Genomic DNA, 24755 nt, shown 5'->3' on the forward strand with positions numbered 1-24755 from the left:
GGTATACGAATCTTGTGGCGCGTGTCCACTTAAAATTACTAAGTTGTATTGTTTTTACTCGGCTTACTTTTCAGCCCAGTTATAAATGGTCCTATACCGCGGTTCTTGGGCTTAAACACAAAAGCCTCTCGGTTAGGAGAGACTCTTGTCTGAGGGAACTTAAGTCGGAGTTAGGATGACGAGAGAAGCTCAACCTCAAGTTCTATACTAACATGGCTAGCTATGTAGCACAATACATATATAACTCACATCGCCAATAAGATTGCGGTCATCTATATCAACACGCATTTAAACTTGCTCTCCCCTTTTAGTTATGAGATAAGAGGTTTGTTGGAGTTAGGAAATTCCAACATAACAAGTAGCGTCACCTTTAAACCTATTGTCGCGATGACAAGAGAAAACAAGGAGCGCGACCTTTAGCTATCGTCGTGATGACAAGAGCGAAGGAGTCCGGGTCGGTTGATACCGGGCAAGGGGCCGAAAGGCCCCGCGAGCATGACAAATAGGCGGATGTAGATCGGCGAGTACGCCGGGGCATGAACTAGATTCATGCTGGATTGGAAATAGCCCGATAAACGCTAATTTCCATGACGTTGTGAAACGTTCACCGCAGTCGAGCAACTCGTAAAAGTGTAATGGCCGCGTAACAACGATGCGTAACTCGCAGACTTTTGCGGGATCTTTGAGCGGAATCAGCTCAGAGGCACGACGGGGAAGATTCCGGAAGGCATCAGCGGTCAGAATCACAAGCGCTCGCTCAACCTCTACCGGACAGGAGTTTTCTTATCTTGTTTGCATGAATTTGTTGTTTTTTGCTTGAGTTTTCGAGCAAAGGACAGACAAAATCTATCTTATTTAACTGGTGACTGAGGAAAGCAGATTGAAAGCTGATTGCAGTTCGAAGATTGAAAGTTGAGCTTATGAAATCAAAAATAGAAACAGAATAAGAATGTCCCCTTTTGGCAGCTCGCCTGACAAAAGAAGCCCCTCCGGCTCTAGGAGAAAGGTTGAGCCGTCAACAAATGAGCTAGGCAATCCTAAGCATCCTGAACCGCGGCATCATAGGGACCTTTTTTTAGCTCAAAACCGGAATGAATAGCTTATTTGGCTACAAATTAGTACCGCGGTTTCAATGACATTCCCTGCGGGGCTTATTTTCCAGCAAGCTGGAAAATAGGACAATTTTAGATTGATTTGATTTGAGGAAACACTGATGAACAGCAAGCATCGGAAACAGAGGAAGAAGATGGAGATGCCACTTTCATGGATCAACATCCAAGGTCACATAGCAAAGGAGTCAAAACGACACGCTGACATGAAGAAAAAGATGAAGTCTACGGCGCTAAAGACGAATGAGGATCTGCTCAAAACCGTTGTGGTCGTGAAGACAAACAAAGTCTCACCAGGCACACCTATGAGCGATCTTGAGAGATCTGCGCGGTTATTTCTGCTCGGCAGTTAGGAACTAGATTTCCACAGAAATATTCGAAGTAGCATGTAGACAGGAAAGAAATAAGGGCACGGAAACTACACCCATAACCGACCCGGCATCACCCGAGCACTTATGAATGACCATCTCGAAAGAAGAACTGACAGTATCAAGGCTTACTACCTGGCCGCGGCTGCTCACGCCGAACGAGCTAGCTGATCTCTTATCTTTGAGCGTCAAGACGCTTTATAGCAGAGCTAAGGCCGGTACCATCCCGGTTGTCAGAATCGGTTCATCGATAAGATTCGATCCCAAAAAGATCTCCTTATGGATCGAGGAGCATGCCGCGTGATTAACGCCACGCGATCGCGTTCACTCGATCCTGGACCTCTTTGCCCTCTGCCGGCCGCAGGTACCGCATGACACTCTCGATGTCGCTGTGACCCGATAACTTCATCACGGTTCTCAGATCCATTCCGTTTCTGAGTAATTTGGTTATGAAACTGGCGCGGAATTTGTGGAGGAACCAACGCTCACAGACCTTTTGGTTTCGGCATGTGGCGCACTCTCCACAATTGAGTCCAGCGTCACGTGCTAGAAACTTCAATTTGCGCAGGAGGTGACCGTCCGGGATGTTATCGGCTCCGTTCTTTCGGCCAAAGATGAGAGTGTGCTTAGGGTGGGTCGCTTGCCTGCTCTGCCGGTAATGAGTGAGCCTATCGAGTAGCTGTTTCGAGATCGGAATCTCCCTCTCTTCGGCGTCCTTAACTGCGAACGACCACCGCGGTTTTGACCTGACCATCAATGTTGAATGCGCAACACTGATGTCGATCCACTCGACGTGCGAAGCTTCCTGTTCTCGTAAGCCAGTCTGCAGCAGGACGTCGAATAGCAGCTGGTCGTACTCCTCTGTGAGGGACGCGAAGAACTTAGTTAGCTGATCGGGTTCATAGACCTCCGGTAAGGTCTTCTCGTATCGCGGTTTTTGACCGGCAAGGTCCTTTATTTCCTCCGCGGTGAACTTCGCAAATTTGAGGAATGCGCGGTAATGGCCATGCCTGTTGGAGATAGTCCGAGCCGAGCGTCCGGATCTTCGCATTGATGCGTGAAACTTCACAGTGTCAGAGTGATCAAGTTCGTCGAGGTATGTCTTTGTGACAGCGTTCGTGAACTCTTCCATTGACCGCCCATACAACTCAGCAGCCTCGAGGGATCCACGATCCTTCGCCGCCTGGACGAACTCGGATACCTCGGAGCGTATCGTCCTCCGAGTCTGATCAATGACTACCTGGACTCCCGCTTCCTTTGCTTGAGCGACCGCAGCCGATCTCTGTTGCGCCAGCTTAAGTGCAGCCAAGGCTTCGGACGGTCCGCCTTCAATTCTCTTCCAGACCGTCTTCTTTCCCTCAAAGCTTCGCAGCTCGTAGGAGCCGACTGGATATGAGACTTCGATGTCGCCAACCTTGACGGTGTTGGGCTTTACCCTACCGTTCGGGCTCATCGCTGCCGGGTAGCGTTTCCATCCATCCGGGGTTTTTACTCTACGGTGCAGCGTGACTGCCTTATTTGCCATTGACCGTGGTGTTCCTCCTATGGGAGAATCGTACCACGGTCGTAACATGCGGCTAAATACACTGTATTTATTGGAGCTTTAGACTATATGACGATAATCCCTGTCTCTCCGCCATGACATCACGCAAACCCTCTAAAATCAGATAAATACATAAAGAACAAAGGCTTAGCTGTATTCCATCTTTTCCGTGGAGTACGGCTATTCCGCCCTTTTAGCTGTAAAGCGGCCAAAATTGATATCATGCGGATTTGCAATATCACGGAAATCCCCATGTAAGTCGAAGTTTCAGAGCAGGTCTAACGGTCAGTTTTCTGCTGCCCTTCTGCTCCTCTGTTCCCTGCTTCGGGTCAACTGCCCAACCCTGCTCCCATCCCCTAGGTCTGCCTCAACCCTGGTAACTCTCTGCGCCACGAGCTGACTAAGTTCCAGGTACCGGCCAAGTGGACCTCGTCATTGCTTGCGACGAGGACGCCTGGACGACCTGATGGCCCTGGAGAATCACGCCGATCGCGGAGCCTGATTTTTGGTGCAAACGAACCCGGACAACCACTCGACGCCGCCCTAAGCGGGACTTCCCTGCTCGTCAAGGGTGACAGGGCAATGACCGCCGAGCATTTGGTCGCGCATGAGGTAGCCCACATCTACCGCTGAAGGCGTGCGGTGGCGCAGACGCGGTTCGATCAGGACGTTGCCGGAGTCAGGTCGCTGGAAAGTAAGGTGCGGTTTACCGACCAGCCGGAGTTAAAAGTGTCGTTCTCATTGACGATGGCGACGGGCGTGGATGATGTCACCGACCAACTGTTGGTGGATGTGTTTCTGGGAGTCGCAGGAGAAGGCTCCGTCGCAAATCATTCTGGATCTGGACGCACACCGACATGCCGCTCTGCGGCAAGCAGGAAGGGCGCTTCATTCAGTACTACGGCCACCACTGCTACCTCTGCTGATATCTTCTGCGGCGATCACCTGCTGTGCGCGCGCTTGCGCAGCTCCAATATCGACGCCAGCGCCGGCAGCCCGGAAGAATGCAGAGGGTCGTAACTCAGATCCGGGTGCGCTGGCCCAAGATGCAGATCATCCTGCGCGGTAACGAACTTGCAGACCACGCGTTCGAATGACATCGCCTTGAAAGGGCGGCGTCATCATCATGCCGAAGCCTTACTCGGAAAAAAGCTACAGGGATGAAACCCAGGATTAGCCGGCAGTCTGATCGTCGCCTGCTATCCTAAGAAGACTGATGCCCTCACATAGCACCCCGCCAGCAACACCTGCAAAGTCCGCAACAACTCACACTGCCGAAGCTGGCCACAAGGCAACCTCCGCCGCTCTGGCCTTAGGAGCCCTTGGCGTGGTTTTCGGCGACATCGGAACCAGCCCGCTCTACACGCTGAAAGAGTGCATGACCACTGCCGGGGGGGCCAAGGCGGGGGTAGAGGATCTGTTTGGGATTCTTTCATTGATGTTCTGGGCGCTCGTCATGGTGGTCACGGTCAAGTATCTGATCTTCGTAATGCGTGCCGAAAACCAGGGCGAGGGCGGGATCTTTGCATTGCTGGCCATTGTTCCGGAGCGATTTCGCGCAACGGCTGCGCGCAACGGCAGAGTAACCGGGATGGCCCTGCTGGCGGTGATCGGCGCTGCGCTTTTGTATGGCGATGGCGTGATCACACCGGCGATTTCAGTTCTCAGTGCAGTTGAGGGCCTCGCAATCGCAAGCCCGCGGCTTTCGCCGATCGTCGTGCCCTTAACTTGCGCCATTCTCGTCGCTCTGTTTTCGATTCAACGGCGCGGCACGGGTGACATCGGCAAACTCTTCGGTCCCATCATGGTGATTTGGTTTGCGACATTGGCCAGCCTCGGAATATTTCACATCAGCCGCCATCCGGAAATCCTCGCTGCCCTCTCGCCACACCATGGGCTGGCATTCTTTCACCGTCATGGACTCCGCGGCGCCCTGATCCTCGGCTCCGTCGTATTAGTGGTGACCGGCGGAGAGGCCCTGTACGCGGACATGGGACACTTCGGGATCCGGCCGATTCGCCTGTCATGGACAGCTTTTGTCTTGCCCTCCCTGGTATTGGGCTATCTCGGACAGGGCGCACTTCTCCTCGCCAACCCGAAAGCGATCGAGAATCCCTTTTTCGCAATGGTGCCGGCAGGTCTTCCGACTTATTTACTGGTTCTGCTGTCCAGCGCGGCAACCGTGATTGCTTCGCAGGCGCTCATCTCGGGGGCTTTCTCCCTGACCCGGCAAGCGATGCTGCTGGGTTACCTTCCGCGAGTCACCGTCAAGCACACTGCGTTTGACACCGAGGGCCAGATCTACGTTCCCGAGGTCAACTGGCTGCTGGCCATTGGGTGCATCCTGCTCGTGCTGACGTTTCGTGAGTCGGTCAAACTGGCAGCCGCCTACGGAATCGCCGTCACCGGGACGATGGCCATCACGTCGGTTCTCTATTACATCGTTGCACGGTACACGTGGCGGTGGAGCGCGTGGAAATCCGGCGCGATTCTCGCGATTTTCTTGAGTTTCGACATTCCGTTTCTGGTCGCGAACCTCTTCAAATTCTTTGATGGCGGATATGTTCCTATGCTGATCGGCGCTACGCTGATTGCGGCTATGCTGATCTGGAGCCGCGGCCGAACCGCTCTGATGGACCAATACTCGCAACGGTACTCGACCTTCGAGAACGCCAAGCCCCTCATTCATCGGTTCCTGTCTTTGCGGGTACCGGGCAGCGCCGTGTTCCTTGCCCCCGACGCCGATCACGTCCCTCCAGTCCTGATGCATCACATCGAGCGCAGTCGTGCACTGCACGAAACAGTCGTCTTGCTCACCGTCAAAAAAGAGACATTGCCGGTAGTGCCAGAGGACTCGCGGTTCATGGTCGAAGTACTTGGAGAAGGCTTCTATAAGCTCTTCGTTTCGTTCGGCTACATGGAGAACCCGCTGCTCCTCCCGGTGCTGCAAAATCTGACTCACACGGGGCAAATCCCCTTCAAGTTTGAGGACGCGACGTACTACATCGGACACGAAACGATCATCGCGAAGAAAGGCGGCGTTCATCGAGTGCCCGAAGCGATCTTCTCCTATCTCAACCGCAATGCGGCTCATGAAGAGCGGCGCTACGGAATGCCGATGCAACAGGTAGTCGAGATCGGCACACAGATCTATTTGTGAAGCTTGGGCCCGCCGAAGCAAGTTTTTGAAACTTGTAGCTCGAAGACAATCCGGTTGTTATCGACAAATGCCAATGCCGCCGCAATGTCTGAAGGCTGCATCGCGGGTTGATATATCCGGATCTGGTTTAAAATTCCTGCTGGTCTAAAGCTCCACTAATGCACCTGGGACGGAGAGACGTAGTTTGCTGCTGGTGAAACTTCAGCATCCCGGTTGTTGCCTTGCCGGTCAGCCAGTACGCTAGAGAGCGTGTTTTGAATGGTATACCAGTCGTTCGCAATTGCGGAGCTGTAGAACGCATTTCCGGTTGCGATTGCGTGCGCTGCGGTCGAGGCCCCGTAAGGATCTGCTGCCTGTGCATAGGCTTTACGAGATGGCCTTAGCGACGAAGCGCCAGCCATGACGCCAGCGCTAGAGAGGGCAATAAGGGTTCTGCGGTCCATGCGTTTGTACCCCAGATCTGGATAGAAGCCCAAAAACTGAGATGCCTGGAGGTGATGGTCTGTAGCCTCACCACGATGCTAAAAGAAGAGGACCATGCAGTTACGACCGACCCTCGCCGACAACTGGGGAAGCGATCGAGCGCATCGCCGCCCTATACGCCATCGAAGCCAAGATCCGCTGCAGCACGCCGGAGGTCCGGATGACCATCCGACAGGCTCGGGCAAGACCACTGCTCGACAGCCTGCACACCTGGCTCGAAGTCAGCCTCGCGAAGCTCTCCCGCAAGTCCGACACGGCTGCGGCGATCCGCTACGCCCTCTCGCGCTGGCGGGCCCTCACACGCTACGTCGACGATGGCCAACTCGAGATCGACAACAACGCCGCCGAACGCGCGTTGCGCGTCGTCGCCTTGGGACGCAAGAACTATCTTTTCGCCGGATCCAACGCCGGGGGAGAACGCGCCGCCGCCATCTACTCGCTGCTCGGCTCAGCCAAGCTCAACGGCCTCGATCCGGAGATCTATCTCTACCACGTGCTCGAACACATCGCCGACCATCCCATCACACGGATCGCTGAGTTGTTGCCATGGAACGTCACCATCAACACGCCTACGATCACGCCTCAAGCATAAATAGGTGTCCACCTAAATTAGGTGGACACCTATACAGACACTCATGCGAACACGGGGTCTTTGGAGCAATTGGACGGAAAGTCCGAAGAGCTATTCAAAAGCGCCGAGCGGACGGAGAAGATCGCTGGACTGGAGTGCGAGAGGCTGAAGTTCATGGGAGGTCGAAGACATGATGCTTTCCTTTTCCAGGTTTGAGGCGAGAGATACAGCCTCGCCGCTGCACGGGGAGGTGTGCAGCGACGAGGCAGGTCTGGCGTGGACTACGCGCTGACGGTGTCAGGGACGCACCCCTCGATGAGGCTGAGCAGTTCGGCTTCGAGGTCGTAACTGGCGAACTCGAGCGAGAGCTGCTGGGCGCGCTCACGGTAACCAGGCTGCGTGAAGATCTCGTCGACGGCGTGCTTGATGGCCTCAGGGGTCGCCTGGTTGGCGCGCAGATCGATTCCTGCGCCGGACCACTGGACGTGAGCAGAGACCTCTTCCTTATCTTCGGTAAGACCGGCGGAGATGATCGGAATGCCGTGGGAGATCGCCATGTTTACGGTGCCGTAGCCACCATTGGTGATGAGGAGGTCGATCTCCGGCATGATCCGCGCGTAGGGCAGGAATGAGGCGATGCGGGCGTTGGAGGGGATGGCAACAGGAATGGAATCGACTGGCTGCCCGCCGGTGGTAACGATGATGGTCACGTCTTCCCTGCCACCGAGCGCGACGAGCACGGGGGCGATGACCTGGCTTAAGTCGCGGTTGGCAATGGTGCCCTGCGTCACCAGGACGAGGCGCTTGGTGGGGTCGATCTGCTGCCACCAATCGGGCAGCTTGGGCTGGCCAGCTGGCGTGGGCAGAGCACCGATGTATCGTACCTTCGAGTTGGAGTCCGGATACTCGAAGCTCTCGATGCCGGGGTGCAGGTAGAGGTCGGGTAACTCGGTCATGGCTTCGAGGATGGGACATGGAAGCGCGGGGTAACCAAGGCTGGCGAGGGCAGCGTTGACGGCCTGTTGCGCGGGCTGAAGCATGAAGTGCTCGCGGAGTTGCAGCTCTGCTTCGCGTTGTTCCGCAGTCTCGTCGGGGCGCATCGGAATGTTCTTCCCGCTGCCGATATTGACGACGGAGACGCCGAGGTGCGCGATGGCAGGGCGCTTGTCGCGAGGGCCGATGAGCATGGGGAGCGTGCCCCAGTAGATAGAGTCAGCAAGGATGAGATCGGCTTGGAAGTCGTAAAGGGCCATCTTGAGGCTGGCGGACTGGGCGGCGATGTTGCGGGCAAAGAAGTGGACGAGATCGTAACCGGTCATCTCTATACCGGGCGACTTCTGCATACGCTCGGGGTAGTTGTCGAAGTAATAGCCTGCTGAGGTTTGAGCGTTGGGAATCTCTAATAGGAAGCGATGACCGGCGCCCTCGACAGCGGGACGCAGGTCTTCGTTGACCTGCATGGCGACCTCGTGGCCGGACTCCACTAATAGCGAGGCGATGGACAGAAGTGGATTGAGGTGTCCGGGCGCCGGTGTAGAAGCAATAAGAATTTTCATAAAGCCTTTCGTCGGTTAGTGGGAGAAATTGAAGCAGGTTTCTAGAGACGCAGAGTCAGCAATACAAGCGGGCCCGGACGACGAGAGGGAAACAAACAACAACTGACTCATATCCGAGTCCTATTCACATTGGGAGAGTCATTTGTCATGGGAATAGCCTTCGGTCCATTGCGCTCGCGAATAAACTCCTCTGCGAAGATGAAACGTTTTTGAGTCTTGATCCGCGGGATGCCTGTCACTGTTTTTATTCCCGGCGCAAATAGATAGCTTCGACGTGTTTTCGAAATCTGATTCAGCTACCGCCAGGCGCATTTCCCCCGTGCGTACCGGTACGCTGGATAAATCGTACCGTCCCTAATCCATCATTGAGCTGCCACGTCGGACCTGCAATGACAGATCCCTCCTGATTGAGGAGCTTGACATCCGGGGCCTTCAATGCCCAACTGCCATTGACGCAGCCGTAAACTTGATCTCCACTTCCAACGGCCCGTAGCAGAAGTCTGGAGTGAGGAGGTACATCGATCGACTCTTTCGCCGATTGGGCGATACAGTCTTGCGCCATAGACGCAACGGCGAGGGCCAATGCGATCATCCCCAATCGCATGGCATAAATAGACAGAGTCCTGCCGGCTGTTTTTCGACCATTCCCGATGACTCGAGAGGGGTTGATATTTCTTAGACTCTGCGGAGCTGGCGTGAGAAGTATATCGAGTAATACGTCAAAAAACATGGTTACACCGTCCGGCCAGCAAGCGTTTGAGTGGAGAACGCGGCTGGCCTCTTGAAACCAGAACACCGTCACAACTGGTTTATTCCGCGATGCGCCGGAATATTTCTAAATCGTCACACCTTCCTCTCGTGAGCATCGTTAAGTCGCCCAGTACCCGCTTCGCAGGATGCTGTTCGCATAGCGCTCACGAAAGTCCGGTTAGTGATTCTGTGCCTTAGCGGAGGGGAGGATTCGCTACAGGGGTTTTAAGCCCGAACCAGCGGAATTTATCCGGCGACTGAAAACTAGCAAATCTTCGGGTGCAACAACGCGTCACATGGACGGTCGTTTGTGTGACATCTCAATGAAGAATCGAAAGAAGCCGAAAACTAGCCACATTGTCCGTCACTTTATCAAAGCTCCACAAACGATAGTACGGAGTGACGGTCAACATCGCAGTTGGATCAATTTCGCTGGTTTGGGCTTAGACCCCCACGAGGCCATCGACCGGATCGCGCGAAGTTCACCCGGCCCGGAGAACCCGGATGCCCAATGCTCTGGGCAACCGGGTCCTCCCGCAGTCGGTAGGTCAGGCGGAGTGACCACCAGTCGTCACTCCGCCTCCCGCCCACCACAGCACGGATACCCCTGGACCTAGTTACAGGGGTATACCAGCCTCCACTCGCCTTTGCCCTCAATATTGGCAAGTGCATATACGTTGTTCCCATTCGCTGTGAGTTGGACCGGTGAGGCAAATGTAATTGGGAACTCGGAGTCCACGAACCAGGCACTCTGCTGGTTCCCGAAGCCATCGAATTTCGCGAACCCGGGGTTACCGTTGCCGTCTTGAATACTGACCACCATGTTTCCATTGGCGCAAGCGGCGGAATGGGGCGTGTTTTCGGTGAAGCCCCCCATGCGAGCCCAGCCGTTCCAAGCAGAGGCGCCGAGCGTTTGGTGGGTCATCCAGAGCTGATTGTCCGTACCTTGCGCCGTGACAGTAAGTTGATTCGTGGCATTATTCATCGAAACGCCGGGTGCATTATTCGCCAATCCACCGCTGATGTTGTCGGCATTGGCCCAGCTACCGGTTTGGCCGTCAAACCAGGTGCCCCACACCCGCAGGTCGTTCCCCAACCCGCGGTACACCAGGTACAGGTTGTTTGAATTTGTGCCCATCTGCGCGACGGACACGGGCAGATTCGTGAAATTGCCCGGAACGGCGGTCCATGTTCCCGAATTGTGGCCGTCACCGAAGACCTGTGTGTACCAGATGTCACCGTTATCCCCGGTATGGAAGACCATGAAGCTGTCGGACCCAAAGGGAGCTACCGTCGGGCTCTGAAAGGTCACTGTCCCACCAATCGTGAAGGGGGTGCGGTTATCGAGCGACATCCACACTTGATTGTTCGTCGCTCCCCTCCACACCGAAAGCAGATGTCCAGCGTTTCTGGCTTCGCTGTAGACGCCTTGCAAAAAGAGATTCCCATTCACACTTTCGGGAGTATATGCCCCCCCCTGCCCCGTCTGGCCCACCAGTATTTGGGCGAACCCCGGTGTGGCCGTTGCCACAACCGCGAGGGCCATGAGGAATACGACGGTAGACGACTTCAAACTGATATTAAAACATTGACGCAGCTTCATATATCTCCAATGGAAAAAGTTTGCATCTGAGTGGGCTTTTACTTCTCTTCGAGAAAACCACTTGACCTAGAGTTGGGCAATCCAGCGTATTTTTTTATAAAGCCCCTGCGCTACCGGGCTTGGTTTGACGGAACGGATCAAATAGAAGCATCGAGCCCTGGCCATGCAGGGGAGAACGGAGTTCTTGGCTCAGCAAAGTCCTAAAGTCTGGAAGGCAGATACTTCAAGTCGAAACGAAGTACAGGCCAAGTGTGGACTGGATCGGAACTTCCGGGGAAGGCCTCAGAGGGCGGATTTTACCCCTGCGGCGGTTGGGGGAAGCGGAGTGACCACCGTCATCCTCCGCTGCCCGCCTGCCACAGCACGGATACACCTGGACCTAGTTACAGGCGTATATCAGCCTCCAGTTGCCTCCGTTAGCAAGATTGGCGAGTGCATATACGTTGTTCCCGTTCGCTGTGAGTTGAATCCCTGAGACAAAATTAAATGGGTGATCGGTCTCCGCGACCCAGCCACTCTGCTGGTTCCCGAAGCCATCGAATTTCGCAAACGCGGGGTTACCATTGCCGGTTACAACACTGACCACCATGTTCCCATTGGCGCAAGCGGCGGAATGGGGCGTGTTTCCGGTAAACTCGCCCTTGGGAAGCCAGCTGTTCCAACCAGAGGCGCCGAGCGTTTGGTGGGTCATCCACAGCTGATTGTCCGTACCTTGCACCGTGACAGTAAGTTGATTCGTGGCATTATTCATCGAAACGCCGGGTGCATTATTCGCCGATCCCCCGCTGATGTTTTCGGCATTGGCCCAGCTACCGGTTTGGCCGTCAAACCAGGTGCCCCACACCCGCAGGTCGTTCCCCAACCCGCGGTACACCAGGTATAGGTTGTTTGAATTGGGGCCCATCTGCGCGACGGACACGGGCAGATTCGTGAAGTTGCCCGGAACGGCGGTCCATGCGCCCGAATTGTGGCCGTCACCGAAGACCTGTGTGTACCAGATGTCACCGTTATCCCCGGTATGGAAGACCATGAAGCTGTCGTTCCCAAAGGGAGCCACCGTCGGGCTCTGAAAGGTCACTGTCCCACCAATCGTGAAGGGGGTGTGGTTATCGAGCGACATCCACACTTGATTGTTCGTCTCTCCCCTCCACACCGAAAGCAGATGTCCAGCATTTCTGGCTTCGCTGTAGAGGCCTTGCAACTTGAGGGGGATCGCGCCGCCCACCTGTTCACCAGTCCACGCGTCCGCGGTGCCCACCACTATTTGGGCGAACCCCTGTGTAGCCGTTGCCACAACCACGAGGGCCGTAAGGAATACGACTACAGACAACTTATTCAAATATTGACGCAGCTTCATATCTCCAATGGATAAAAAGTTTGTATCTAAGTGGGCTTTTGACTTCTCTTCGAGAAGACCACTTGACCTAGAGTTGGGCAATCCGGCGTATTTTTATAAAGCCCCAGCGCTACCGGGCTTTGTTTGACGGAACGGATCAATAGAAGCATCGAACCCTGGCCATGCAGGGGAGAGCGAAGTTCTTGGCTCAGCAAAGTCCTAAAGTCTGGAAGGCAGATACTTCAAGTACAAACGAAGTACAGGCTAGGCGGAGTGACCCCGTCGTCACTCCGCTGCCCTCCTGCCACAGCACAGATACATCTGGACTATTGACAGTCGTAGATCTGCTGCCAAAAGCCCTGTTGTTGGGTGCCCCCATCGAAAGTACGACTCATGAGTGAGTACAGGGTGTTCCCGTTCGCTGTGAGTTGAACCGGCGAGGAAGTGCTCAGAAGGGTGTCCACGCTCCAGCCACTCTGCTGGCTCCCGAAGCCATCGAATTTCGCGAACTCGGGGTTACCGTTGCCGTTTAGAATACTGACCACCATGTTCCCATTGGCGCAAGCGGCGGAATGGGGCGTGTTTTCGGTGAAGGCGCCCTTGGGAAGCCAGCTGTTCCAACCAGAGGCGCCGAGCGTTTGGTGGGTCATCCAGAGCTGATTGTCCGTACCTTGCACTGTGACAGTAAGTTGATTCGTGGCATTATTCATCGAAACGCCGGGTGCATTATTCGCCGATCCACCGCTGATGTTTTCGGCTTTGGCCCAAGTGTTGGTAGTAAAGTTATACCAAGTGCCCCACACCCGCAGGTCGTTCCCCAACCCGCGGTACACCAGGTACAGGTTGTTTGAATTGGGGCCCATCTGCGCGACGGACACGGGCAGATTCGTGAAGTTGCCCGGAACGGCGGTCCATGTGCCCGAATTGGCGCCGTCACCGAAGACCGGTGTGTACCAGATCTCACCGTTATCTCCGGTATGGAAGACCATGAAGCCGTCCTCCCCCCAAGGAGCCACCGTCGGGCTCTGAAAGGTCACTGTCCCACCAATCGTGAAGGGGCGGCCGTTATTGAGCGACATCCACACTTGATTGTTAGTCGCTCCCCTCCACACTGAAAGCAGACCTCCACCGTTTCTGGCTTCGCTGTAGGTGCCTTGCAAAAGGAGGGTGCCGCCCACAACTTCTGCATTAAAGGATGACGCCTCGCCCGGCAGTTGGGCGAACGACTGTGTGGCCGTTGCTACAACCGCAAGGGCCGTGAGGATTACGGCGGCGGAAAATTTTAAATATTGACCCAACTTCATATATCTCCAAGGAAAAAGCTTGTATCTAAGTGGGCTTTTACTTCTCTTCGAGAAAACCACTTAGTTGACAATAGAACAGTCCACCTAAGGTTTTGATAAAGGCCTGCCCTACGGGCTGCCCGGACAAGGATGTTTCTATTGCACCAGAACCTTCGGCCTCATCTCGAACGGCTTCCCCGCAGATGAGACGGTACATGCGAAACTTAAGCGTGGGAATGTCGGCCATAAAGAAAGTATGCATTCTGTTGATGAGTCTCGCTTCGGCTCTGGGAGCTGCCGCTCAGAAGGTACCTGAGGACCAAGCTTCGATATCCGGCAGGGTCGTGGACGTCTCCGGTAGCCCCTATTCCGCACAGGTTCGGATATTCCAGATCGTTATACGTGAGGGGTTTGCTTATCTGTATCCGATGTGCGTGACAAATACGGATCAGCAAGGCGGGTTCGAGTGTCCGAAACTTCAAGCAGGAAAATTCATTGTTCAGGTTCTGTCTCTGCGGCGGTGGGGAAAACAGACACAGAAGGCACAAGATGCCGCAGCGGGAACGATCCCAAAAACAATCTTCTATCCCGGTGTAACGGATCTCGAACAAGCAACACCGATCTCTTTGCGAAGCAACGAAGTTGGATGGGCTGAAGTACGCGTCGCCGATTCGCCAGGGGTTGAAGTCACAGGCACGCTCACCGATCATGGGCCGGGTGCATTTTTAATACTGAAAGCAGAGTCGGGGGGCCTGACTCTGAATATAGGTATCAACCCCCAATACGACAGCAATACAGGCCGGTTCGTCATATCGAATGTTCCTGCAGGCCATTATCAACTGACAGCGAATTGGTTCGTAAGCCAGGGAGAGCGACATACGACGCTGCCGTTTGTGGTGGACGCTACGCCGGTGGATAATCTCCTCCTCTCACCTACGCCCAATGTGGAGATAAGCGGTCAACTCCCTACTCTTCCATTGGGTGTAACCATATCGCAACTATTGCTCACGAGTACGGACGATTCGACCCGCAATCGCAATACAGCGGTGAAAGATGGAGCGTTCAATTTTGGTTCGGTACCTGCGGGAGAGTACATCTTGAGCTTTCCGCTTGGTCAACAGGTTTACGTGGATGCGGTTTCTGTGGGGGGGAAAAGCGTCGGCGGTTCGAGATTCTCAGTTGCACCGGGGCAAGGCACACTGAATTTAGAACTGGAAGTCAAGTGGCCGAGCATACCGATTCGTGGTTCTGTGAAGGAATGGGAGGGATCTGCTGTAAGTGCCGAGGTGATTGCACAAGCTGAAGATTCGGGTGAGATTTACAAAGTGACAACGGATAAGCAGAGGAATTTCTCGTTTGCTGGGGTCAAGCGTGGTGAGTATCGCTTGTTTTCATGGCCTGGGGTCAATACGATCGAATATCGAAATCCCCTCGTCTTGAGAAAATACAACAGTGACAGCACTGAGGTTTGGGTGGACCAAGACGGCATCGGTAGTGCGATTGAACTTTCACCTATCGAAAAGGAACGTTGACGAACTGGCCAGACAAGGTCCGGGGAGTCAGAGAATCCCGAGCCGCTATCGCTGCACAACTGGGAGTCGGCGAAACAACCGTGTATCGAATCCTCCCCTCCGCTAAGGCACAAAATTACTAACCGGACTTTCTGTCCAATTGTTCCAAAGACCCCAACACCGACACACTCATGAGAACGGTCCAGACCATGCGCTTACTCTGGGCAAAACCCATGATGGGTTTCCGTATCGCGTCTTCAGCAAAGACCAGCGCGTCAGTCACACGGCCATCGTCGAAAACAAGCGGTTGAGACATGCACTCGCTACTGTGAAGGCGCACCAGGATATCAAGCGATTGCCTGAGATCATGACTAATAGTGACAAAATCGGATACAAGAAGCGCCCGCGCCAACTCTATGGACCAGACTACGAAACAGAACTCGCCGCGGCGCCCGCGAGTCATCAGAAGGATCTATACTGACATTTCTATCCGGCGCGCATAGAGACATTCCTATCGGGCGCCAACATGAATTGTAGGCGCAAAGTAGAAGTGTCCGGTTTCTGCAAAGTTGAAATGTCCAAACTACCCTTCCGACAGATGGCGGAGGCGGAGATTGGATCTTTTCAGCATGAGTGGACACGAACTGCGACGCATAGAAGTCCTTTCCGAAGTTCTGGCAAGACGACGCACTGAGATCTCGGCGGCAGCGATCCTGGGGCTCAGCACTCGACAGACACGCCGGCTTGTTGTGGCTTACCGCGCTAGCGGCGGAGCAAGCCTCATCCACAAGGGCCGGGGCCGCCCGTCGAATAACAGATTGCTGGAAGGCATTCGAGAGTACGCGGTCGAACTGATGAGGTCCAAATACGCTGATTTCGGTCCCTCCCTCGCTGCAGAGATGCTGTTGACCAAGCACGACGTGAAGGTCTCCCGAGAGACATTGCGGAAGTGGATGATGGCCGACGGGCTGTGGATTTCCCGCAGACAGCGCCGCAGCTTCCATCAGCCTCGATTGCGCCGTGAGGCCTTCGGAGAGCTGATCCAGATTGACGGCAGCGACCATCGTTGGTTTGAGAACCGGGGTGATGCCTGCACCTTGCTTGTCTTCATCGACGACGCGACCAGTCGACTGGTGCAGCTTCGATTTGTACTGAGCGAGAGCACGGACAGCTATCTCAGTGCGGTACACTCCTACGTCGTCGCCTTTGGATGCCCAGTCGCTTTCTATTCGGATAAGCACACCGTTTTCCGGATAAACCGGTCCAACGCTCCAGGCGGCACCGGCATGACTCAGTTCGGTCGTGCCCTTGCCGAACTGAACATCGAGATCATCTGCGCCAACTCAAGCCAGGCCAAGGGCCGCGTCGAACGCGTGAACCGTACGCTTCAGGATCGCCTTGTCAAAGAACTCAGACTCGCGAACATCTCTGACATGGACGCTGGTAACGCCTTTTTGCCGAGCTTCATGGTCACCCACAACGAGCGGGTTTTCCGTCACGCCTGTCCGCTCCGACGACATGCACCGGCCTCTCTCAGTCCCGGAAGACAAGCTCACTGATATCCTGTGCCATCGCGAGCAGCGTTACGTCGGCAGCCAATTGACTTTGTCGTACGACCGTAAGCGGATCATCCTGGAACGAAACGCTACGTCCGAGGAGCTGCGCGGCAAGTACGTGGACGTGTACGACTTCCCAGATGGCCGCTTGGAGGTGCGTTCGAAGGGCATCCTTCCCTACAGCGTCTTCAGCAAGGATCAGAGGGTCAGCCACACGGCGATCGTCGAGAACAAGCGCCTAGGGGACACACACTGGCTCTGATCAAGGCACAACAGAACAGCCATTTCGAAGCAAAGGTGAAGACCAACAGCGAGAAGGGCGAGTATCAGAAACGCGGGCGGCAGATCTACGGGCCTGATTATGTTCCCAAAATCCCCGCCAAGTCAGTAGTGGTGGCTGAGCCGACCACCAAGAAAGCGTAACGTCCAACCGCGCCTTTTGGGAACGAGTCCCGCCTTCGCTTCGTCACTTCTCAACTAGCCCTGAATCGGTGTGAATGACGCTCTAGACTTCAGCCATGCGATTCCGTTGGTTCGACTGGTTCAAAGCTCCGAAGACGGTGCGTTTGGCTCACCAGCAATCCGACTACGTACGGGCTCATAGACACTGCATGGAGAACCGCGTTGAGGTGGAAGCTAGCGCTCTTTGTGGTTGCTTCTACTGCATGTCCATCTACCCACCCTCTGAGATAGTTGACTGGATCGACGATAAAGAAGCGTTGACAGCGGACTGTCCACGGTGCGGTATTGACGCAGTAATTGGCTCTGCATCCGGGTTCCCAATCACATCAGAGTTCTTGAACCTCATGAATGAGCATTGGTTTGAGGGCCATCGCTCCAGCGACCGAGTCTGAAGTCCACCCTGCTGGTAACGAGAAGTCGTTTGCGTTGACATGGACGATAAACGGGCTTACTGAGATGGTCCGCCGCTTGATCTTCCCCGGAAGATCTTGTAGGCAGATTCAAGGAGGATCATGGACATGCAGATTCGATCGGTTGGTATTGACCTTGGCAAGACGACCTTTCACCTGGTGGCCCTTGGTGATAACGGCAAGGTGCTGCTGAAGAAGAAGTTTACCCAGAAGCAGTTGATTGCCCCTTCACCGCGAACCTGCAGACCTGCTTGATCGGGATGGAAGCATGTTCGGGGTCGCACTTCCTCGGCCGTGCTTTACGGGAACAAGGCCATGATGTGAAGTTGATTCCAGCCCAGTTCGTGAAGCCGTTTGTGAAGTCGAACAAGAACGATTTCATCGACGCTGAAGCGATTGCTGAGGCCGTGGATCGCGAGAACATGCGCTTCGTGCCGATCAAGACAGATGATCAGCTCGACCTGCAAGCTCTCCATCGCGTGCGTGACCGGCTCATGGCGCGAAGAACTGCTCTGATCAACCAGATTCGTGCGTTTCTTCTGGAGCGGGGCATCGTGTTCGCCAAGAGCCCGATTCGGCTGAGGGAAGCTCTACCTGAGGTGCTTGAGAACGCCAACCAGAACCTCACCCCGAGGATGCGGAACCTGGTTGCCATGCTGTGGAGCGAGTGGAAGGACCTGGAGCTTCAGATCGTGCAGATGAACGACGAAGTGGAACGAATCGCTTCGAGCGATGAAGCGTGTCGGAGACTGCGGCAGATTCCTGGTATCGGACCGCTGGTTGCAACCGCGATCGTGGCCTCCATCGGTAACGGCGCAGCCTTCCGCAAGGGACGAGAGTTCGCAGCCTGGATGGGGCTGCTCCGAAGCAGCATTCGACCGGTGGCAAGGTGAGGCTGTATGGAATCAGCAAGCGCGGTAACTGTTACCTGCGCAAGATCCTGATTCATGGAGCACGCGCGATCGTATTGCGATCCAAGCGGGATCGAATCGCGATGGGCCCCTGGATGACCTCGCTTGAGACCAGGGCGCCACGAAACGTATTGATCGTGGCAACAGCACACAAACTGGCGCGGATCGCGTGGGCAGTGCTCTCGACGGGCCAGGACTATCGCGCAGTACCCGAGGCACTGACAGTGTAAGCAGGCTTAGCCACCAGCAACATCAAGTTCTCCCCACCGAGGTCTGCACCGGATAAGTGAAGATGAAAGAACAGTTAAAACGGCGCACCTGAAACCTGCTTGCCGAAATGGCCAATACGAGGCCGGCGTGTTTTCAAAGGACAGGTACGCGGCGTATCTCATCAAGGCCAGGAGAAAACTTTCCACCTAAAGGCCGAATACATTGACGCAGACTTTCCTTCATTCGAAACTTTTCCCTTGCATTCACACGGCGGACCATACATTCGGCAACTTCGCATTCTGGGGTCCGCACGCCCCTCGAACTTGCCGGAAACTCGATCAATTTCCCGAAAAGCCGGTCATTCGGCCACTTGCCGAAGACATAGATCGATTCGAATAGCTCGATGAGTGACTCGCCCTGTTATCTCTAGTTGAGACCAGGATTAGTCAATATAAGGCATAAGGCGACTTATCGTTACTTAATCAAGATGTGACATATCGAGCCTTAATACTTCCTGCGATGACGTTATGTATATTGAGGAGCGCACAAACAAAGGAGCTCCATTGAAGCGCATTCTGCCCCTGCTCATCTTTTCGACGACGAGGTGTCGTGAAGTATCGACATACTCAAATTTCCTTTTCCAAGGAGTCTGCCAGAAGTGCGATCCTGCGCGAGAGAAGGAGAAACGACTCTATCTGCGGCGAGAACTGGCCCTGGGTCTTCGGCGAGGCCTTCCATGCCGCTTGTTCGAGTTGGGAATAGGCCTTTGACAAGTCCTGCTTTTGGGTCGATTCATTCCCTTCCGTTCGATCGGCCATTCCTTCCAGGGCCTTGGCCAAGCGGTTGTCGAACTCCTCCTGCGCCGGCTGGATTGCTTCCGGTAACTCGAAACCGGGTAGCCGAGCACGGTACTTCCACAAGACGAGGCGGTTGATGAAGATCATACGCAAATTCGGTTGCCAATCCCGAATACGCTTACGCGATATTAGATCCTGCTCGCGGCAAGGCCCAAATTCGAGAAGAACAGCGTCCGCCAGCCCCCTTACCTTGTCAAAATTGCTGTTGATTTCTTCGCGAAGCGAATAGCTTCGTTCTAGGGCCACTCTCAAGTCCTTTGAGACTGGTTCTCTTGCAAATCGCGCTAACGATCGGAGATTGGAGATGAACGTTTTCTTCATCTGAACGCCAGCTGGCGAACCCCACAATTGATCGAACACAAGCCACATCATTAATAAACCGAGTAGAATGCCAATCACGCGGTCCCTTGCTGGTATGAGGGAAGTCTGGACTTGGAACTCACTCAGGTTGATGAGATAAAAGGCAATTGCAACCTGGACTCCGAAGTACGAAAGACGTGGACTCGAGGTTGCAAACCATGAAACGATAATCGTGACGGAGATGAAAAGGAGTGTGAAACCAGCGATGGAGTCGAGAGCAGGCAAGATAAATACTTGTGCTCCAATGCCCATCACGATTCCTCCTGCGATAGCGCCCGCAATACGCAAAGCCTGTTTTTGGCGGGACGAACCGATCGTGGAGAGGGCGGTGAGAAAACACGTTGTAATCGTGGTGTTGATGCCGGGCCAGGCTTTGGCATTGTAGAAGAGATAGCACAGGCTGGCTGCAAGACAGCCCTTCAGGCCAAACTTGATGTGTTCGGGATTGGAAAACGCATCAGGAAGAAAAAAGCCCACCGCTGGGTCACTCCCCGTGGGTGGAGTGTAGGCAGTCAGTGGACGCTGTCCCGCGAACACTTCATCGATCGATGAGACCGTCTTTTCCATTTCCACTAAAAGAGGAAGAGCTGCCGATGGCTCGCTTACGGGCTCGAAGTGGCTCAGGACTACGCCATGCAACAACTCGGAACGAATCGCTCTAATGTTCGATGCTAAGTTGCGGATGCGGTTCTTGTCGTAGTCCGACAATTCAAAAGTGGAAAGTGTCATACTGGCGGCAATATCTACAAGTCTCGCTACGAGCGCGATCACAGCACCGATCTGCTCGCGGTATTGTGGCGAGTAGCTTGAACGTCGTAACAGCCGTCGAGGTCCGGAAGTTCCCACCATGGCTAATCGGGTGACTTCACGGATTGTCTTATTGTCCCCGCAAGCGCCCGCAGCATACGAATCAAGCAGGTCCGCAGCGGCACTCAAACGCTCGGCAAGCGGCTGAAGAACAACATCACCGGGCCTCAATGCTGCAAACGCCAGCTCGATCAGGACCGTGATAACGCTTGCGAGAGAGATTGTCGCAAAAGCCCAAAGGGTTTGTTCCACTTTTCGTTCGGTCGGAATCTGCTGGTCCCAGGCCGGAATTGTAACGATGAGCAAATAACCGAAACGCACGGCGGCGGAGTAATTTGTCATTGCGCTGAGCGCAAAGAACATCGCGAACAAGGTCCCAATTACCCAGAGTAATCGCAGATTCGGGTCCTGCAGAAAGAACATCGCTCCCAGCAAGATGTACAGAGCTGATAGGGCGAAGGCAATGATGATGGTCTTGACGGCTCTTACAGTGGTATCGGGATTCTCTCGCGAAATAGTAAGTGCGTAGAGTGCGCCGTACGCACCGTATGGAATGCGGAACGTCATGGTGATGATCATGACCAGGGTGGCCGCGATTGTCATCCTCGCGACGAGGGCAGCCCGCCCCGGATACGGCGCAAGTTCCTCTTTTAGAAAATCCCTTACCCACGTCAGCGGACGAGATGGCTGAGGCATGCTTTGGGCGATGGTTGCCATTCTCAATTGCCCCGAATTGTGATCACGGCAGACTCGCCGCTTCGAAACAGGTCAGGCGTCGGATTCTCGACGCGTACCCGAACCGGGAATCGCGACGCCAAATGCACCCAGTTCAGTGTTCGCTGCACATCCGGTAGGCCGGGTTGCAAATGGCCAATCACATCAGGATCCGGGGTCACGCCAAACCCGACGCTATCCACAACTCCAGCAAAGCGCAGGTTTGGCTTCGACATTACGTAGACATCAGCCTTCATTCCTGGTGCGATCCGTTTGAGCTGGCCTTCCCGGAAATTGCCAATTGCCCACCAGATGCGGGCGTCAATGAGCGTGAACATTTGCTCTCCGACGTGAGCATAAGCGCCCTCTGAAATTGTGAGGTTAGTCACACGGGCATCGAACGGCGCGTAGACGCGGCAGTTGTCCAGGTCGTAGCGGGCCTTCTTCCCCGCAGCCGCTCTTGCTCCACGCTGGTTGATTAACGGTTCAAGAGTTGTAACAGCATGCCCGGCTTGTTCGTGCTGTGCCGTCGCTGAGTTCAAATCTGCCTTAGCCAACGCCAGCCGAGACTCAGCCTGCTTGAGAGCTTCTTCTTGTGTGGTTTCGGAAGTCCTGGCCTTATCCACCTCGTCCACCGTCACGAACTGTTGTGTAAGCAGCGGCTCAAGACGATGCAGATTGTTGTTCGCGTAGGTCCACTCGGCGCGTGCCCTGGTGACCCCCTGCTCAGCGTTAGCCACTGCGGCTTCCGAACTGTGGATGTTCGCCTGTGCGACCGAAACCCCGCTGACCAACGCGGCTATTTTCCGTTGCTCGTCCGCGATCTGCCCTTCCAGAGTGGACTGCTGAGAGGTCGCGGTTTCGAGAGCAAATTGATAGGGGCGTTCATCTATCTCGTATAGCAGTTCACCTTTTTTCACGAATTGGTTGTCGTGCACATTCAGCCGGATGAGAGGGCCTTCAACTTGTGGCGCTATCCCGATGAAATTGGCAAATACTTCGGCGTCCTCAGTTCGTGGATATTGGTTCACATGATAAAACACGACGAGCCCAAGGATTACTGCACCTGACAAGAACACGATACTGATCCAGCGGCCGAGAAGTTGGCGGCGTCGCGTTTTCTTATTTATCTCCATACTCACTGCTCCTTGTTCAGCGGAACATAGCGAACCACAACGCGAAGGCAAAGATGGCCGTGAGACTCGGATATACGAGAACCGGCCAAACGATCTCAACGTAACGGCTCAACAGCGCTCGCGAGACGGCCGTAAGCAAACTGGCCACTACTAGGCACACGAGCCACGCGGGAAAGAACGAACCCAGGATGTCGAACGAAGGAGCTCTTCCGCAACCCGTCATCAATAGCAAGGCGGGTACGAACACTCCTTGCACAGATCTAGGCGTCCCGTTCATGGCCGGGGTCTCCCGGCGACGCGAATTGAATCCCCTGTTCTGAACGCTAGCTCCGCGAATGCAGTCAGCACTTGAGTGCGTGCCAAGACATCTGCGGACCGAGCTTGTGCCAAAGCACGCTGAGCCGCGGTAACATCCAACAAGTTCCGAACGCCATAGCCGTACGATTGCAGGACGGCGTTGTAGGACTGAGAAGAAGCCTGGAGCAGTGCGACTGCGGATTGGCGCTGCCGAAAAGCGGTGTTCAGATTCGAGTAAGCCGTCCAGACCTGGTCCGCGATCTGGTTGCGCTTGACGTTCGCTCGCGCTTCTGCCGCGTGAACGTCGGCCTGCGCTTGGGCCAGGCGGTTTTTGCGCGCGCCTCCATCAAAGACAGTCCATTGAAGATTGAAGCGCAATTCGCCGACCAGATCAGCAGTGTGAGACCAGGGATATGGGAACTGTGAGCCGTAGAGTGATGGGATGGCCGGGGTGACATTCAGGGTTAATGCAGGGTAATATGCTGCACGCGCTTCTTGGACTCGTGCATTTTCGGATCGGATCTCGGCCACCTGTTGCATAAGATCAGGACGTTGCTCGAGAGCCCGGTTGATGACTTGGTCGACCGTATCGCCTATCGTCTCGCGGCTGGGTATCTGATCCAGCGATTGGACCTGGATCACCGCGGTCGCGGAGGTCCCTACTGCGGTTGCGAGATCGCCCCGACCAATCTCCTCAGCGCCAAGGATCGCTTGCAGATCATATTCAGCCTGGGCGGTGGCGCTCCGCGCTTCGAGGACGTCTGGCAGAGTAGCGAGGCCATGGGCCAAACGTTGTTCGGCTGCTCGTTGCACTGCTTGTGCATTTGACAGACTTGCTCGTGCGGCATCCTCCTGCCCCATCGAACTCAATAATCGGTAGTAGGCTTGTTGTACCTGGTAGATAACTTGGCGATGAGTATCATTGAAAACGAAATTAGCTGCCAGAAGCTGCGCCTTCGCAGCGTTGATTCGACCCGTGCGGGCCCCGAAGTCAAAGAGGGTGTAATTGAGGTCCAACTCCACCTGGAAGGTCTGGATAACCTGGCTGTAGAAGCGATCGCTAAATAAGACCTGCTGCCGGGTGGTCTGTGAAACTGCAACAGCTGCGAGGATAGGAAACAACTCACTGCGTGCTACGCCTAGGGCAGCGGCTTGAGCGCGGGCGCGTTCCCAAGAATCACGAGTGGCAGGATTGTGTGCTTCTGCCATATCAATGAGCTCCGGCAACGAATACGTTTTGGCAGAATCGATGGTGAATCTCGAATCAGGAATATCTCGAAGATCTGTTTCGATGTTGCGTTCAGCAGGCGAATGCCACGGACGATCACTCGATAAGGGTGCACTCTGTGCTAGTGCACAGTTGGCGCAGTGTAGAACAACGAGCAAAGTTGCGGCTAGCGAAGTTGAATGTAATCCGTGGACCTGCACATTCCTCCTCCCTAATTTGGGTAAGGCACGCGGAGCAGTGTGCCCGAAGTGGAAGGCAAAACGTAGCGAAACCCGAAATAGGTCATGCTGAGATGCGCATTCTTGGGGTCGCCTGGTCCTACATACCAAGGCGCGCGAGTCAGATAGGAATACTGCGTGTACGCCTCCAGCGCTCCGTGTACCTTGGATTTTGCAAGAACGTATGCAACCAATCGAAGGCCACCTCCTGAATGGTCCGGTTGTTTGTATTGGGAGACCCAGGACCGCCATACCCGATGATGATTCCCGGATCTGCTTGATTCGTGGGGTCGGGGAAAAATTTTCGTGAGTAATA

General features: G+C 54.7%; 14 protein-coding genes and 4 pseudogenes. 8 read left to right on the plus strand and 10 right to left on the minus strand.

What is annotated here, in order from left to right; all coding sequences use genetic code 11:
• The first annotated feature begins 1568 nt into the window (after positions 1-1568).
• Entirely contained in the window at positions 1569-1781 is a 213-nt protein-coding gene (locus tag BDD14_RS34280) for a helix-turn-helix domain-containing protein (protein ID WP_130417561.1), read from the plus strand.
• Here the strand turns inward: BDD14_RS34280 and BDD14_RS03360 are convergent, their stop codons facing one another.
• The gene (locus BDD14_RS03360) at positions 1782-3002 is read right to left on the minus strand and encodes a tyrosine-type recombinase/integrase (RefSeq protein ID WP_165419908.1); all 1221 of its coding nucleotides are present in this window, start codon (positions 3000-3002) and stop codon (positions 1782-1784) included.
• 844 nt (positions 3003-3846) lie between these two features.
• Here BDD14_RS03360 and BDD14_RS34285 point away from each other — a divergent pair.
• Positions 3847-4090 (plus strand): annotated as a pseudogene (locus BDD14_RS34285) (transposase); the annotation flags it as partial.
• A 146-nt stretch (positions 4091-4236) separates the two neighbouring features.
• The gene (locus tag BDD14_RS03370) at positions 4237-6180 is read left to right on the plus strand and encodes a potassium transporter Kup (RefSeq protein WP_130417564.1); all 1944 of its coding nucleotides are present in this window, start codon (positions 4237-4239) and stop codon (positions 6178-6180) included.
• Positions 6181-6335: 155 nt separating this feature from the next.
• Here the strand turns inward: BDD14_RS03370 and BDD14_RS03375 are convergent, their stop codons facing one another.
• Positions 6336-6623 carry a hypothetical protein gene (locus BDD14_RS03375; RefSeq protein ID WP_130417565.1) on the minus strand — a complete coding sequence of 96 codons (288 nt, stop codon included), beginning with the start codon at positions 6621-6623 and terminating at the stop codon, positions 6336-6338.
• 113 nt (positions 6624-6736) lie between these two features.
• On the opposite strand from BDD14_RS03375, the pseudogene BDD14_RS03380 reads away from it, so the two are divergent.
• A pseudogene (locus BDD14_RS03380) lies at positions 6737-7255 on the plus strand (IS66 family transposase); the annotation flags it as partial.
• Between the two features lie 260 nt (positions 7256-7515).
• On the opposite strand, the gene BDD14_RS03385 reads toward BDD14_RS03380, so the two are convergent.
• The 4 genes from BDD14_RS03385 to BDD14_RS03400 form a co-directional block, all read right to left on the minus strand.
• Positions 7516-8790: a glycosyltransferase gene (locus tag BDD14_RS03385; RefSeq protein ID WP_130417567.1), complete on the minus strand. Its 1275-nt coding sequence runs from the start codon at positions 8788-8790 to the stop codon at positions 7516-7518.
• 1363 nt (positions 8791-10153) lie between these two features.
• The gene (locus BDD14_RS03390; RefSeq protein WP_130417568.1) at positions 10154-11143 is read right to left on the minus strand and encodes a DUF8189 domain-containing protein; all 990 of its coding nucleotides are present in this window, start codon (positions 11141-11143) and stop codon (positions 10154-10156) included.
• Between the two features lie 379 nt (positions 11144-11522).
• Complete coding sequence (locus tag BDD14_RS03395; RefSeq protein WP_130417569.1) at positions 11523-12500, minus strand: DUF8189 domain-containing protein; 978 nt, start codon at positions 12498-12500, stop codon at positions 11523-11525.
• Between the two features lie 305 nt (positions 12501-12805).
• On the minus strand, positions 12806-13783 hold the full coding sequence (locus tag BDD14_RS03400; protein ID WP_130417570.1) for a DUF8189 domain-containing protein: 978 nt from the start codon (positions 13781-13783) through the stop codon (positions 12806-12808).
• Between the two features lie 194 nt (positions 13784-13977).
• On the opposite strand from BDD14_RS03400, the gene BDD14_RS03405 reads away from it, so the two are divergent.
• The 4 genes and pseudogenes from BDD14_RS03405 to BDD14_RS03425 all read left to right on the plus strand — a co-directional run bounded on the left by BDD14_RS03405 (position 13978) and on the right by BDD14_RS03425 (position 18842).
• Complete coding sequence (locus BDD14_RS03405; RefSeq protein ID WP_130417571.1) at positions 13978-15294, plus strand: carboxypeptidase-like regulatory domain-containing protein; 1317 nt, start codon at positions 13978-13980, stop codon at positions 15292-15294.
• A 593-nt stretch (positions 15295-15887) separates the two neighbouring features.
• A pseudogene (locus BDD14_RS03415) lies at positions 15888-17174 on the plus strand (ISNCY family transposase); the annotation flags it as partial.
• A 635-nt stretch (positions 17175-17809) separates the two neighbouring features.
• Positions 17810-17956, plus strand: a complete 147-nt coding sequence (locus BDD14_RS32850) for an IS110 family transposase (RefSeq protein ID WP_242617704.1) — start codon at positions 17810-17812, stop codon at positions 17954-17956.
• Positions 17957-17961: 5 nt separating this feature from the next.
• Positions 17962-18842, plus strand: a pseudogene (locus BDD14_RS03425) (IS110 family RNA-guided transposase).
• Between the two features lie 606 nt (positions 18843-19448).
• Here BDD14_RS03425 and BDD14_RS03430 read toward each other — a convergent pair.
• The 4 genes from BDD14_RS03430 to BDD14_RS03445 all read right to left on the minus strand — a co-directional run bounded on the left by BDD14_RS03430 (position 19449) and on the right by BDD14_RS03445 (position 24202).
• Positions 19449-21209: an FUSC family protein gene (locus tag BDD14_RS03430; protein ID WP_242617705.1), complete on the minus strand. Its 1761-nt coding sequence runs from the start codon at positions 21207-21209 to the stop codon at positions 19449-19451.
• 356 nt (positions 21210-21565) lie between these two features.
• Positions 21566-22696: an efflux RND transporter periplasmic adaptor subunit gene (locus tag BDD14_RS03435; protein WP_130417574.1), complete on the minus strand. Its 1131-nt coding sequence runs from the start codon at positions 22694-22696 to the stop codon at positions 21566-21568.
• A 16-nt stretch (positions 22697-22712) separates the two neighbouring features.
• A complete protein-coding gene (locus tag BDD14_RS03440) occupies positions 22713-22973 on the minus strand; it encodes a YtcA family lipoprotein (RefSeq protein WP_130417575.1) in 261 nt (86 codons plus the stop codon).
• Positions 22970-24202, minus strand: coding sequence for a TolC family protein (locus BDD14_RS03445; RefSeq protein ID WP_242617706.1), 1233 nt, complete (start codon positions 24200-24202; stop codon positions 22970-22972). Before BDD14_RS03445 ends, BDD14_RS03440 begins: the two co-directional genes overlap by 4 nt.
• Between the last annotated feature and the right edge of the window lie 553 nt (positions 24203-24755).

Source organism: Edaphobacter modestus (genome assembly GCF_004217555.1).
In the GTDB taxonomy this organism is placed as follows: Bacteria; Acidobacteriota; Terriglobia; order Terriglobales; family Acidobacteriaceae; genus Edaphobacter; species Edaphobacter modestus.